Source organism: Streptomyces sp. NPDC058221, assembly GCF_042882365.1.
GTDB lineage: Bacteria > Actinomycetota > Actinomycetes > Streptomycetales > Streptomycetaceae > Streptomyces.
Window position 1 is genome coordinate 43034 of sequence record NZ_JBHVWF010000041.1, and the last position, 12660, is coordinate 55693.

Consider the following 12660-nt stretch of genomic DNA (forward strand, 5'->3'; position numbering starts at 1 on the left):
CTCGCCGTATGACTGAGCCCCCCGCCGGCCGCCGCGAACGCAAGAAGGCAGCCACCCGCCGAGCGATCAGCGACTCCGCACTCGAGCTCTTCCTGGAGCGCGGATACGACCACGTGAGCATCCGCGACATCGCCGAAGCGGCAGACGTGTCGACCACCACGGTGTTCAAGCACTTCACCGGCAAGGAAGCCCTCGTCTTCGACCAGGAGGACAGCAACGACGCGCAGCTGATCGCCGCGGTGCGGGAGCGGCCCGCCGGCCAGAGCGTCCCGGACGCACTGCGCCGACATGTGCTCGACTCCTGGCTGCCGATCGCGGAGCACCCCCAGAGGGAGGAGTTCAACCACCTGGTCGACTCCACACCGGCTCTGCGTGCGTACGCCGAACGCATGTGGGCCCGGCACACCGGCACCCTCAGCGCAGCCATCGCCGACGATTTCGGCGTGGACCATGACAATCTCGCCTGTGCCACTCTGGCCCGGTTCGTCCTCGAGGTCCCGGTCCTCGCCCAGGGACAGAAGGACCGCCGAGCCGCAGTCGAGGAGGTCTTCGGCATTCTCGCCAACGGCTGGCAGCCACCGAGCGGTTCGGGTGCTCCTCGGAGCAAGTAGGGGGCCGTCCTGTGCAGTACCGTCCGCGCCGAACCGAATTCGCCCGCGCACCACGGGACATGTGCCGAGCGGAACCGCGCCGCTGATCACGAGAGGTACCGTATGCGGACTTGAGTTCGAGTCGGCTGTCGCGGCCGCAGAGGGGACGAATCGATGAACGACCACACGCTGTCCGCACCGCCTCCCGCGGCCGCGCACCCGGCCCGGGTGTACAACGTCTGGCTCGGCGGCAAGGACCACTATCCGGTGGATCAGGAAGCAGCCGAACTCGCCGCCGCGGCGAACCCGACGATCGTGCCGTCCGTCCGGGCCAACCGAGCCTTCCTCGGCCGCACCGTACGTCACCTCACGGAGCTCGGGGTACGCCAGTTCCTCGACATCGGCACGGGGATTCCCGCCGCGGCGAACACCCACGAGGTGGCACAGAAGGCCGCCCCCGAATCCCGTGTCGTCTACGTCGACAACGACCCGATCGTGCTCTCCCACGCCCGGGCCCTGCTGGTCAGCGGGCCCGAGGGGCAGACCGACTATGTGCAGGCCGATGTGCGGGACGTGGACACGATCCTCGAAGCGGCCTCCGGCAAACTCGACCTGAACCAGCCGGTCGGACTCATGCTCGTGGCAATCCTTCAATACATCAAGGACTCCGAGGACCCCTGGGACATCACCCGTCGGCTGCTGGACCGCCTCGCCCCCGGCAGTCACCTCGTGCTGTCGCATCCGGCCGCCGACGTCACCGCCCCCGAGGTCGCCGAATCCATGCGGATCTACAACGAGCGTGCTGCCGGCCATGCCTCGGCCACTCCGCGCACCGAGGCGGAGGTGCACCGCTTCCTCGACGGCCTGGAGATCCTGGAACCGGGGGTCGTCACACTGACCCGCTGGCGCCCCGGGCCGTCCGACGCCCCGGATGACAGCCTGCCGATGTGGTGCGCGGTCGGCCGCAAGGCGTGACCTTCGCGGCGATCGGCGACCGAAGCCGCTCAGCGCAGCACGGCCGCCAGCAGGTCGGTCCCCAGCGCCGTCAGGTCGGGCAGATTGAGGGTGTAACGGACGTAACGACCGTGCCGTCGGGCCGTGAGCAGGCCGGCGCGGCGCAGGACAGCGAGGTGGCGGGGGACCTCCGGGGGTGAGAGTCCCCAGGCGTGGGCCAGCTCACCGGTGGTGTGCGGGCCAGGGTGCGCAGCAGCCGCAGCCGTACCGGATGCGCGAGTGCCTCCAGTCGTAGCGTGACCGTTTCCAGCGATACCGGCTCCGGTGGACTCGACTCGGCCACGGGGTACTGCACCACCGGCTGCCACCCGGGCGCGTGGACCACACCAGGTGCGGGCGGCCGAAGATGCTGGGGAGGAAGGTCACCCCGGTGCCGCGGGCGGCGGTCGCGTTGTCCTGCAGCTTGTCCACGATGATGCAGTTGCCGTCCGGCGCCAGGGTCACGGCGCCGGAGACCGATGCGAGTGCCGCCCCGGCGCTTCAGCAGGTCGTTCTTCAGGCGCAGGTCGGTGGCGAGTTGCGCGGCGACGCCCGTCCAGGCGGCGTCGAAGAATGCTTCGGCGCACTGTTCGAGGGTGTGACGCACCCGCATCCGCACACCTGCCGGGTCCGCGAGCAGCCGCAGCGCCACGGCGCTCGTCACCGCCCTCGCCCCGGCCCATGTCCTGGGACGCGCCCTCGCCCGCTTCCAGCTCTCCACTGGCTTCGGACTCGCCGTCTCCCCGGCGGTCATCGCCACTCTCGCGCCCCACGGCCCGGCCGCCCTCTGGGGCAGCCTCGCCACCGCGACGCTCCTCTCCGCCGGAGCCGTCGCCACCGACAACGCTCGCCCGCCCGCCGCGGGGCGCCCACAGAACCTGCTGAGAACGCCGGACCTCGCTACGCCCGCCTCAGATCGGCCTGCACCAGATCGTGGTCCGAGTACGGAGTGAGATGCACACCGTGCCCGGTCGGGGCGAAGCCGCGCAGAAAGATGTAGTCGAACGTGCTGCGCCAGTCGGTGGTCGGCTCGCACGTACCGGCCGCAGCGGGACCGCATCCGGGATCCGCGTCCGCGAACAAACCCCACATCCCGGTGAGTTCGGCGGCATCCGGCACCGCGTTGAAGTCGCCGAGAACGATCGTGCGGTCAAGCCGGGCGACCGCCTCCGCCAGTACGGCGGTCTGCTTCACCCGGACTGATTCCTGCCTCCGTTCGGCCAGGTGCGTGTTGAAGACCCGGACGGGCCGGCCGTCCACGAGCGTGGTGACGGCCATGTACCCGCGGTCCTCGGAACCGCCGTCCGGGTACTCCACGTTCACCTGGTCGGTCATCGGAGTGGCCGAGAGGATTGCCTGGCCAAAGCCCCCCGGGCTCCAGGGCACTCCCCCGCAGCGGCTCCAACTCTGCAGAACGGATCCGTACTCGACGTGGTAGACCAGCCCGTACTGGTACTGCAGATGATCCCGGATCCTCTCGACATCACCCACGCACGCCTCTTGCAGGCCGATGACCTGAGGCGCGTACGTGGCGATCTCCGCCGCCCGGGCTGCGTTCTGGCCGCTCCCCTTGCAGGGATTGCAGATGTTCCACGTCATGACGCGGTTCGGCACGATCTCCTTGGGGGCGCCGGCCGGCAGCGGCCTCGCGATGGAGGCACCGTCCGGTGCGCTGGAGCCGGCGAGCAACACGCAGGCCACGATCAGGGCGCCCGCGAGCCACCGCGCGCCGTTTCCGGTCACCTTCGCCTCCTCGAAGTAGAGACACACGCCATCATGCGAGGTCTCCCCGCACAAGGTGTGGGGGGGGCGGGTGTCACGGGCTCTGGTCGCGTCCGTCCCGTGGGGCGAAGGCTCCGAGGGCGTCGACATCGGTCGCGCGGGCGTGCAGGAAGTAGTCGGCCCACTCGGCGATTCCGGGGTAGGACGATTCCTGGCCGAGCTGGATGGCTGCGGCCTGAAGGTCGAAGTGTGTAGTACGCAGTTCGACGCCCGGGCCGAGCAGGGCCCAGTGTGCTCCGGTTCGTCCGTAGGGCATGCCGATGCTGCCGGGGTTGATCACGAGCCGGCCATGGACGAGGCGGACGAACGGCATATGGGTGTGGCCGCAGACCACGGTGCGGATGTCGGAATCGAGTCCGCTGAAGACTTCCGTCCAGCGGTCGAGGCGGGAGTCGACCAGCACGACCTCCTCGTCGTCGCGAGGGGTCGCATGACAGAACAGCACCTTTCCCAGACCCTTCACGGACAGGGAAAGCGATCGTGGCAGCGAGCCGAGAAGGTCGAGATGGTCCTCGCGGAGCTGTTCGGCTGCCCAGGGAGCGATCGGGTCGTGGATCGTGTCAGGTTGCCCGCGGCGGTATTCGAGGAGTTCACGGTCGGCGTTGCCGCTGATCCAGATGACGCGGTCGCCGAGGCCGGACAACAGGTCGAGAACCTGAACCGGTTGCGGGCCGGCGGTGATGTCGCCGGTGAGCACGATGTGATCTGCGGTGCCGATCTCCGGCTCGGCGAGCACCGCTTCCAGGGCCGGCAGGACTCCGTGAATGTCGGACAGGACGGCGACTCGGTTCAGCATGGTCACCACTGTGGGGTGAAGACAGCCGAGCGGGCTGCTCTTTCGCCGGGCGCGTAGTCCAAGGGGCCGCATTGCGCCTTGCGGTCGCCCCGGAGTGTACTGACGACTGCGGTGGCGCGTACTCTGATGACAGCCCACCCCGCCGTTCGGGGACGGGTGGTGTGCCGGGAAGCCTGGTCGGCGACGTATTCGTCGCGCCCGGAAGGCCTGCCGTGCAATTCGCTCCATCTCCCCGCCTCTACGCTCACACAGCCGTCCCGCCGTGTACGGGGATGCTGTCCCCCAGAGCGTCGCGTATTCGAAGAAGGCTCCTCAAGGCTCGCGCACGCGCCCCCGGCGCCGGCAAGCAGACCGGGCGGCCCCAGCACGGTCATCCGCCTCGCCGCGGAGGCCGGGGCACCGCCCTGCTTCCTCGGACCACGCCCCACCGGCAGGGCGCACGTGTCGTCACGCACGGCTCGCCTCGTCCCCGCGTGCTGTCCGGAAGCCGTCATACGGCACCTGAGCAGCCAGTGCGCGACGCCTGACGGACGCACCGCTTCTCCCCGACCCGTAACTTTGCGATGAGACAAGAGTCTGGCGATGTCATCCCCGAACGACCCCCTTCCCCCGCCTCCTCCCACGCCGGAGGAGCTTGCGATCCAGGAGGTCCTCACCTGCTTCGACACATATGCCCGGATCCTCGGGGCACGTCACAGCGTCCTGGCCGCCTCCCGCACCGGTCCGCGGGAGGAAGAACGCGCCTTCGGTGATTTGCAGCGGGCCGTCGCACGGCTCCGTGCCGTTTCCTGGTCGGGGCCGGCGTAGGACGAACAGGAGGGGAGCCTGCACTTCGACTTGTCGATAGCATGCGTCATCATGATGCGCGCATGGACGTTGCCGATACTGCTTGTTCTCTGCGGCTCGGTCGTCGCGGCCGGGCCGATCCTGGCGGGACTCGCCTGGGAGTCCACAGCGATCCTGGTGGTGTTCGTGCTGCTCGCAGGCATGCACTCGCCTCTCGCCTTCCCGCGATCGATCGGTGCGCTGGAGGCGCAGCGCCGCAGCGCGGTCGACGGCAGACCGGTCGTCTTCTGGCGATCGGGCTGCGCATACTGTCTGCGACTGCGCTACCGGCTGGGTCGTCATGCCCGCCGGTTGCACTGGGTCGACATCTGGCGTGACCCCGCCGGCGCGGCAGTGGTGCGAGCCGCCAACGACGGCAACGAGACCGTGCCGACCGTCGTCGTGGCAGGCCGGCCCCACGTCAACCCGGACCCGCGATGGGTGCGTGACCTGCTTCCTCCGTCCACGTGACCGCAAAGGCCGCCGCATCCGAAGGCTCGGGCCCGCGGGCCGATTGCGCCCTCGCCTCCGACGGGGCGGGCAGGTTTCGATGTCCACGCCTCGGAATCCAGGTGGCCGACGCGAGTGCCTCCTTGCCATGATCGCCCGGTGACCGACGACCAGCGCATACATCCCGGGAAGACGGCCGAGGACCGTACCTCGCTCGTCTCGTTCCTCGACTACCAGAGGGCCACCCTGGCCATGAAGTGCTCAGGGCTGACCCACGAGCAGCTGAAGCGGAGAGCGATCCCGACGTCGGGGCTCACTCTCCTCGGCCTGGTGCGGCACGCCGCCTCGGTCGAGCGGTGTTGGTTCCGCCTCGTCATGAACGCCGAGGACGTCACACCGCCTTGGCCCGGCGAGATCGATGGCACGTTCGTCGAGTTCCGTGTCGAGGACGCCGACGCCGAGGAGGCGTTCGAAGTCTGGCGCGAGGAGTGCGCCCGCGCCCGTGCCGTCGCGGACTCCTTCAACTCCCTTGACGAACCAGTCGACTTTCGCGGCGAGACCATCTCCCTGCGGTACGTCTTCACCCACATGATCGAGGAGTACGCACGCCACAACGGCCACGCCGACCTGTTGCGCGAAGCTGTCGACGGAGTCGTGGGCGAGTAGTGCGACCCATGAGCAGCGGCGAGCCGCCCGTGCCGGGCCCGGTGGGCGATCGCGCCCACGGCTCATGGGCCCCGTCGGCGCGGCCGAGAAGGATCAGCACGCGACCGGGATCCGCTGCCCAGGGCCTCGATATCGATGACGCCGCTGACACGGCCTGGCTGGAAGAGGATGTTGCCGGGACGGAAGTCTCCGTGGACCAGGCCGCCCGTGGGCAGAGCGACGGTGCCGTGGGCCGCGAGCAGCCGCTCGCAGGCGTCGGCCAGCGGCTGCCCGGTTGGACCTCTCTCGGCCGCGGCCCGCAGCAGTTCGTCCCGGCGGCCGGTCACCTGTTCCCTCACAAAACGCGACCAGCAGTGTTGTGGGTCCGGATCGATACCCGCATGGCGCTCCAGCACGGTGATCAGCAACCGGGCCCTGGTCGCGGTCACTTGGTTCCGGCTGTGCCCGGGAACGAACTCCTGGATCCGGTAGCCGAAACCGTCTGCCGTCGCACCGACGGCAGGCCACGCCGGAGTGGGGCATCCCATGGAGCGGATCTCCGCGACGCCTCTCGCAGCGCAGCCGCAGCGGTGTCCGCGTCGGCGCGGTCAGGCAGGCGTGCGGGGGGCACCACTAGGTCTCCTGGCCGTATGTTCATGAGCCGCGGTCGGACCTGCCCAACAGACTGCCGGCTGGGTCTCGGGCTGGTCGACGACGTTTTCCCGGCCCGGCCGGCTGCACCGGTCGGCCGCCCCGGTCGGCCGCCCCGGTCGGCTCGTTCAGGATCCGGTGCGGCTTCGGCCACCGAGGGCCCAGGCGTCGATGTCACGGTAGTGGATCGGCCCCCGGCTCCGGCCGGCGTTGCTGCCGACCAGGTGCAGGCGTTCGGCAGCCCATCGACTGCCGGTGAACCGCGCGAGCCCTTCGGCGATTTCTTCCGCCGAGGACTGGTCTCCTCGGCGGGCGCGAGCCAATGTCAGATGCGGGCGCAGGGGCCGGTCCTCAAGGGTGACACCGCAGTTCTTGACCGTGGTGCGCACATCCTCGGCGAGCATGTGCAATACGTCGAGGTCCCCGTCGATGCCGCTCCACAGCACCCGGCCGTCGAAGCTTCCGCTGCCGTGCAGCGCCAGACTTGGTGGCCGGTGGGCCGCGGCGAGGTCGGCGAGCGGCCGACGCAGGAGCGGAACTGTCTCCGCGGGCAGTTCCCCGAGGAAGGCGAGCGTGATGTGCCAGTCCTCGATGCGGTTCCACCGCATGTGCGGGTGTGTGTCGTAGACGGGGCGCAGCTCCCGGGCAAGTTCTTCTTTCGCGTGGTCGGGCGGGGCGAGGGCGATGAACACGCGAACGGTCGGGGACGGGGTCTGTTCGATCACACCGCACTTCCTACCGCACCCGCATGGCGGATGCGTCGGCGGCCGGCCGGTACGCAGGCGAGCCGGGTGCGGAGGGCGCTCCCGGCGAGCGGCCACGGGGCAGCCGTGGCGCTCGCCGCGCACTGCGGGGATCAGCGGCGAGCCGGCTGACGCCCGCAGTCCGCTGGGCCGTCGGCGCTACCCCCAGCACCATGTGGGGTGGCGACGGGCAGAGGCGATGAGGGGGCGGGTGGGTTTGGGACGGGGCTGGAGGCGGTTGCGTACCGAGGGCCGTCCGGAAGCGGGCGGACTGGTGGCCGTGAGGGTGCGGATGTGGTCGGTGAATCCGGGAGCGGGCAGGGGCAGCTCGAAGTCGTCGATGTGGCCGACTGCCACGGGGACGTAGTCGAGTACGGCTCCCACCATGGCCGGCACCGGCCCCGGGTCGGTCTTCAGCGCGCCGAGGATGCGCAGCGCGGTGGGCAGGAGTCTCGCGTCGGTGGTCGTCACGGCGTTGAGCGCGTCGCTGACGGCGACCGGCACGTCGTCGGTTGTGACATCGGGGGCGGCATCGGTCAAGCCGTCGGTGGAGGGGGGAGCGCTCTGGATCTGCTCGGTCTGCTCACCCCACCAACGGGCTTCGCCGCGCTCGCCGAGCGCGAGGTGGTGCAGGTAGAGGCAGTAGGCGGCCGCTGGGTCACCGGCGCCGGCCGCGTACTGCCACCAGAAGCGGGCGTTCTCCTCGGATTCGGCGAGCTGGAGGATGCAGCCGAGGACCCGTGCCCCGGGGGGCTCGGGGAGCTGGGGAGTGAGGAATGTGTCGAGGGTGCTGAGAGCGGTGTTGCGGGTGACGACGGTTTCGCAGAGGGTCTGCAGGTTCTGGGCCGCCTCGTGCTCCGTCGGCTCCTCCGTAGCGGGCACACAGGGCGCCGGTGGGACCGAGGACGGGCCGGTGGTGTGGAGGCGGGCGAGGAGGCGGGCCTCGGCCGCGTCGATGTCTTCCTGGGTATAAGGGGTGGTGACGAGGCGTGCGCGGGAGAGAAATTCCGTGATGTGGCGGCTCATCGTCGTCCTTCCATGGCACGGTCGGGTCCCAGGATGTCCCGCAGGCGGCGCGTCGCGTGGCGGACCGTGGAGCGGACAGTGGCGCTGGTGATGCCGAGGGCGTCGGCGACCTCGGGTGCGTTCAGTCCGTGGAGGTACGTCATGACCATGACGTCGAGCTGACGTTCCGTGAGCTGACGCATGGCCCTCATGAGGGCGAGGGACTCGGTGATCTGTCCGTACGGATCGACGGCGTCGCGCAGGGCGAAGGTGTTAAAGGCCTCGTCGTCGAGGAGCGGGGGCCGGCGCCTGCGTGCGCGGCTGTGGTCATTGACCTTGTTCCGCATCACCGTCCACGCGTACCCGGAAGGATTCTCGACGATCAGGACCTTGTCCCAGGTGCGCAGGAGCTGTTCGAAGGCGCTGTCGATCGCCTCTTCGGCATCGTGGCGGTTGTGGAGGAACGTCTCGGCATAGTGGACATAGCGCGGTCGGTTCATCTGATGGAAGGCGGTGAAGGAGAGATCGGGGGGCTGCTGGGTCATCGGATCGGCGCCCGCGCGGGTACGGCTTCGGGACTCGGTCACCGGCCTTCCTCCCCGTCGCGGGGGCGGCGGCTCATCTCGCTCACCCCGATCCGGACTCCCGCGGCCGCCAGATGGCGCAGCAGGGTGCGGGCGTCCTTGCCGAAGACACGAATCGTGACCGCCAGGATCATCAGGTCAGCTACAAGATGGATCGTCACAGGCAAGAGCCTCTGTTCGTGCGAAGGAGCCGGGAGAAATTCTGTGAGCCCGGGAAGGGCGCGGAGTGTGCGCCCTTCACCCTCAACAACACCTGGGAACGAACAAGTGTGCAGGGGCAATTCGATGAACGCTACGGAGTGAAGATCCCCAGTGACACACAGATGTTTCCTGTTGCTCATCCAGCACCATTGGCCACACCGGGCCACCCGCACGTCGGCGCGGCCACCAGCACACACATCCCGGGAGCGATCTTTTGCATAAATTTGCGCAAATCCAGCAAACGGCTCTCGTGACTCAAGTCACAGCACCCGAAGGGTTCAGTGTTCGGCACGACAGGCGCACCGCCCCCGCCGGCCCGGCACTCATGAGCACCGGTGCTAGCGTCCGGCAGCATGAACGACAGTGTCTACGTGGGCAATGCGGGCAAGGATGCGGCGCTGGACCGGGGGTGGCTCCTGGGGCACTTCAAGCACGCCGGCGATCCGCGCCACAGTGAGGCCGTGGAGATCAAATGGGGCGTACACCCTCGCGGCGACGAGCGATCGCAATGGGTGCAGGGCGAGGAACGCACCGCCCTGCTCGTCCTCATCAGCGGACGCTTCCGCGTTGAACTCCCGGGCCGCAACGTCCTCCTGGAGGAACAGGGTGACTACGTCGTCTGGGGGCGCGGAGTCGATCACTCCTGGTTCGCGGAGGAGGAGTCGGTGGTGCTGACCGTTCGATGGCCGTCCGTACCCGGTTACGCGGTGACTGGTTGATCGCCTTCGCCGACCAGGGCCTGCGGACTGTCCGGGACGCTGCCTTCGCCGAAGATACGGGTCCTTCCCGACTGATCAGGGGGTTGACGGTGGACGCCGAACAGCAACATGCCGGCCTCCGGCTCCCCGAGGGGTCGTGGTGGGAGTGGGACGTGGTCAGCTGGGACCGCGCACGGCTGACGCTTGCCGCTGATCACGATCTGACCTACCACCATGGCCTGGAGCTGGTCTTCGACGACCCGGTGCTGGTGAGCTGCCCTTCGGGTTTCTACGATCCGGCGTTCCGTTCCCCGTCGCCCGAAGAGCTTCTGCGTGTCACGCGTCAGCTCGGCGCAGAACCCCCCGTCCTGGTGGCTTTCGAGGCCGACGCCGGCGGGCACGAGCTCGTCTCGTGCCTCGTCGCCGCCGAGCGCGTCCGTATCGTCCACGAGATGGTTCTCAGGTATTGGCGCGAGGACACAGCACCTGGACAACGCTTCGCTCCCTGGGTAAGGCCGCCCGGCAGATAGCCGCCACGCACGTCACGCCGGACACAGGATCTGGTTGCGGTGTGATCGCCATGCAGCACCGCTCGCCGACGGTGCGGATGTGGCCTGTGCAGGCGTGCCGGAGCCCGTCGGACCCGACCGGACCGGGCACAGGATGTCGGGCCCGGTGAGGCAGGGGGCTCCTAACCTGAGTGATCGAAAGGGAAGGAGTCCGGGGTGCTGGAGCGGCTGAACCAGGCGATGGAGCACATCGAACGCCACCTCGATCAGCGGATCGAGGTGGCCGAGCCGGCACGGATCGCGGTGACGTCCGAGTACCACTTCCGGCGGCTGTTCTCCGCGCTGGCGGGGGTCCCGTTGTCGGAGTACGTCCGGCGCAGGCGGCTGACGGTCGCGGGTGCCGAGGTGCTGACCGGGGAGCGGACGCTGCTGGAGATCGCGGTGCGCTACGGCTACACCTCGGGCGAGGCGTTCGCGCGTGCCTTCCGTGCGATGCACGGCGTCGGCCCCGGCGAGGCCAGGCGGGCCGGTGCGAGCCTGCAGTCCCAGCCACGGATGTCCTTCCGCCTCGTCGTCGAGGGGAGCAGCAGCATGCGGTACCGGGTTGTGCAGAAGGCCGAGTTCCGTGTGGTGGGCAGGAAGGCACGCGTTCCCCTCGTGCACGAGGGGATGAACCCCGCCATTGCCACGTTCGTCCGGGGCATCGGCCAGGACACGGTGCAGCGGATCCAGCGCCTGTCCGATCAGGAGCCGGAGGGGATCGTCTCGGTGAGTGACAATCTGGACCACAGCCGTGCCGAGGGAACCGAACTCGACTACTACCACGGCGTGGTGACCGGTGCCGCCGCGCCCGAGGACTTGGACGCGCTCACCGTCCCGGCCGGCACGTGGGCCGTCTTCGGGAACTCCGGACCGTTTCCGCAGGCGCTCCAGTACCTGTGGCGGGACGTCTTCACGCAGTGGTTCCCGTCCAACCCGTACCGGAGCCGGCCGGGTCCCGAGATCCTGCGGACCCGGCTCTCGCAGGACGCGGCACAGGCGGACGCGGAGTTGTGGATCCCCGTGGAGCGGACCGCCGTCTGAGAAGTGGAGGCAGGACGGCGGATCGGTGTCGGTGAACTGCTCCGGGTTCGCCAGTACTTGCCCGACCGGACTCCGACGCCGCCGTATGCCTCGGTGGTCTGCTCTGATCCTGACGTCTCGCCGGCTCGATTCAGAACGACGCCTCACATCGCCGAATGCGCTTCTGGACCATCCGGAACGAACAGAATGTGCACGCAAATTGCGCCACAACTGCCCCGCACAAAACATTCGGTGCCATGTGGCGCACAACCATCTCCTCACTCGCACCGTCATACGAAGTGAATACGAAATGGCGACCGAAGGAAGACTTCATGCTATGGATGCGACGGCCTGACACCCAACTCGTTGGACGGACCGGCACAAGACACAGTGCCCGGGCAGCGGCCCCACTGGCCGCAGCGCTACTGGTGTCAGCCGGTCTGACCGTCGTATCGCTCACCCCCGGGGAGGCCCACGCAGCCGGGGGCCGCGCCACGTCGGCGGACGACTTCAACGGCGACGGCTACGCGGACCTCGTCACCGCAGCCCCCGGCGCGACCGTGTCCGGCAAGGCACAGGCGGGTTATGTGGCCGTGACATACGGATCGGCGGACGGAATCGATCCCGCACACCGGAAGGTCGTGAGCCGCTCGACGAGCGGCGTGCCCGGGGCGGCCACCGCGAAGCAGCGGTTCGGGAACACCTTCAGCAAGGGTGATCTCGACGGCGACGGCTACAGCGACCTGGTGATCGGCTCCTCCCAGGGGTCGGCGGGCAGTGTCGTCGTATGGGGTTCCCCCTCGGGACTCACCGGCGGCACCGCCATCGCCGGCTTCGGACGGACCCCGCAGGTGGGCGACTTCGACGGTGACGGAAAGGCCGACCTGGCGCTGTTCGCGGACGCCGAGACCGACGGCGACGACTCCGTGCCGCAGCAGGCGAACCTGTGGAAGGGCCCCGTTTCACGCGCGGGCGAGCCGACCGCCCGGCTCGACTTCCTGGACAAGTCCGAGTGGTGGGGTTACGACTCCGACGGCGCGGGTTGCGCGACCGACGACTCGTGCGTGAACGGCCCCCACTCGCTCAGCGGGCCCAACACCGCCGAGTCGGTCGGCGACGTCAACGG

At 69.1% G+C, this 12660-nt stretch carries 17 protein-coding genes and 2 pseudogenes; 9 read left to right on the forward strand and 10 right to left on the reverse strand.

All coding sequences use genetic code 11. The annotated features are described in order from the left end of the window. Nucleotides 1–8 precede the first annotated feature (8 nt). Both ACFVW8_RS15965 and ACFVW8_RS15970 read left to right on the forward strand, forming a co-directional pair. On the forward strand, nt 9–611 hold the full coding sequence (locus ACFVW8_RS15965; protein ID WP_389690228.1) for a TetR/AcrR family transcriptional regulator: 603 nt from the start codon (nt 9–11) through the stop codon (nt 609–611). Between the two features lie 153 nt (nt 612–764). Further along, entirely contained in the window at nt 765–1565 is an 801-nt protein-coding gene (locus tag ACFVW8_RS15970; protein ID WP_389690230.1) for an SAM-dependent methyltransferase, read from the forward strand. Between the two features lie 29 nt (nt 1566–1594). On the opposite strand, the gene ACFVW8_RS15975 is transcribed toward ACFVW8_RS15970, so the two are convergent. The 3 genes and pseudogenes from ACFVW8_RS15975 to ACFVW8_RS15985 all read right to left on the reverse strand — a co-directional run. Next, nucleotides 1595–1858 carry an ArsR/SmtB family transcription factor gene (locus tag ACFVW8_RS15975; protein ID WP_389690259.1) on the reverse strand — a complete coding sequence of 88 codons (264 nt, stop codon included), beginning with the start codon at nt 1856–1858 and terminating at the stop codon, nt 1595–1597. Next, entirely contained in the window at nt 1767–2048 is a 282-nt protein-coding gene (locus ACFVW8_RS15980) for a DUF5937 family protein (RefSeq protein ID WP_389690231.1), read from the reverse strand. Before ACFVW8_RS15980 ends, ACFVW8_RS15975 begins: the two co-directional genes overlap by 92 nt. Next, nucleotides 1939–2337: pseudogene (locus ACFVW8_RS15985) on the reverse strand (DUF5937 family protein); the annotation flags it as partial. The pseudogene ACFVW8_RS15985 and the gene ACFVW8_RS15980, both read right to left, overlap by 110 nt. Between ACFVW8_RS15985 and ACFVW8_RS15990 the strand changes: the two are divergent. Further along, a pseudogene (locus ACFVW8_RS15990) lies at nt 2228–2536 on the forward strand (MFS transporter); the annotation flags it as partial. The pseudogenes ACFVW8_RS15985 and ACFVW8_RS15990 overlap by 110 nt on opposite strands. On the opposite strand, the gene ACFVW8_RS15995 reads toward ACFVW8_RS15990, so the two are convergent. Beyond that, a complete protein-coding gene (locus ACFVW8_RS15995; RefSeq protein WP_389690233.1) occupies nt 2484–3326 on the reverse strand; it encodes an endonuclease/exonuclease/phosphatase family protein in 843 nt (280 codons plus the stop codon). The pseudogene ACFVW8_RS15990 and the gene ACFVW8_RS15995 overlap by 53 nt on opposite strands. Nucleotides 3327–3399: 73 nt before the next feature. Further along, a complete protein-coding gene (locus ACFVW8_RS16000) occupies nt 3400–4161 on the reverse strand; it encodes a metallophosphoesterase family protein (protein WP_389690235.1) in 762 nt (253 codons plus the stop codon). A gap of 858 nt (nt 4162–5019) precedes the next feature. On the opposite strand from ACFVW8_RS16000, the gene ACFVW8_RS16005 reads away from it, so the two are divergent. Then, a complete protein-coding gene (locus ACFVW8_RS16005; RefSeq protein ID WP_389690237.1) occupies nt 5020–5457 on the forward strand; it encodes a glutaredoxin domain-containing protein in 438 nt (145 codons plus the stop codon). A 138-nt stretch (nt 5458–5595) separates the two neighbouring features. Then, entirely contained in the window at nt 5596–6102 is a 507-nt protein-coding gene (locus ACFVW8_RS16010) for a DinB family protein (protein WP_389690239.1), read from the forward strand. Nucleotides 6103–6164: 62 nt separating this feature from the next. Here ACFVW8_RS16010 and ACFVW8_RS16015 read toward each other — a convergent pair whose 3' ends face one another. The 5 genes from ACFVW8_RS16015 to ACFVW8_RS16035 form a co-directional block, all read right to left on the reverse strand. Beyond that, entirely contained in the window at nt 6165–6629 is a 465-nt protein-coding gene (locus ACFVW8_RS16015; protein ID WP_389690241.1) for a phosphotransferase, read from the reverse strand. 231 nt (nt 6630–6860) lie between these two features. Then, nucleotides 6861–7457 carry an RNA 2',3'-cyclic phosphodiesterase gene (gene thpR / locus ACFVW8_RS16020; RefSeq protein WP_389690243.1) on the reverse strand — a complete coding sequence of 199 codons (597 nt, stop codon included), beginning with the start codon at nt 7455–7457 and terminating at the stop codon, nt 6861–6863. Nucleotides 7458–7634: 177 nt separating this feature from the next. Further along, nucleotides 7635–8501, reverse strand: a complete 867-nt coding sequence (locus ACFVW8_RS16025; protein WP_389690245.1) for a hypothetical protein — start codon at nt 8499–8501, stop codon at nt 7635–7637. Then, nucleotides 8498–9067, reverse strand: a complete 570-nt coding sequence (locus ACFVW8_RS16030) for a sigma-70 family RNA polymerase sigma factor (protein ID WP_389690247.1) — start codon at nt 9065–9067, stop codon at nt 8498–8500. The genes ACFVW8_RS16025 and ACFVW8_RS16030 overlap by 4 nt, the downstream gene beginning before the upstream one ends. Beyond that, the gene (locus ACFVW8_RS16035) at nt 9064–9225 is read right to left on the reverse strand and encodes a hypothetical protein (RefSeq protein ID WP_389690248.1); all 162 of its coding nucleotides are present in this window, start codon (nt 9223–9225) and stop codon (nt 9064–9066) included. Before ACFVW8_RS16035 ends, ACFVW8_RS16030 begins: the two co-directional genes overlap by 4 nt. A 393-nt stretch (nt 9226–9618) precedes the next feature. On the opposite strand from ACFVW8_RS16035, the gene ACFVW8_RS16040 reads away from it, so the two are divergent. From ACFVW8_RS16040 to ACFVW8_RS16055, 4 genes are all read left to right on the forward strand, one after another. Then, complete coding sequence (locus ACFVW8_RS16040) at nt 9619–9984, forward strand: signal peptidase I (RefSeq protein ID WP_389690250.1); 366 nt, start codon at nt 9619–9621, stop codon at nt 9982–9984. Beyond that, nucleotides 9981–10493, forward strand: a complete 513-nt coding sequence (locus ACFVW8_RS16045; protein ID WP_389690252.1) for a hypothetical protein — start codon at nt 9981–9983, stop codon at nt 10491–10493. The genes ACFVW8_RS16040 and ACFVW8_RS16045 overlap by 4 nt, the downstream gene beginning before the upstream one ends. 195 nt (nt 10494–10688) lie before the next feature. Further along, nucleotides 10689–11555 carry a GyrI-like domain-containing protein gene (locus ACFVW8_RS16050; RefSeq protein ID WP_389690254.1) on the forward strand — a complete coding sequence of 289 codons (867 nt, stop codon included), beginning with the start codon at nt 10689–10691 and terminating at the stop codon, nt 11553–11555. A 311-nt stretch (nt 11556–11866) separates the two neighbouring features. Further along, on the forward strand, nt 11867–12660 hold a 794-nt coding region (locus ACFVW8_RS16055; protein WP_389690256.1), incomplete at its 3' end, for an FG-GAP-like repeat-containing protein.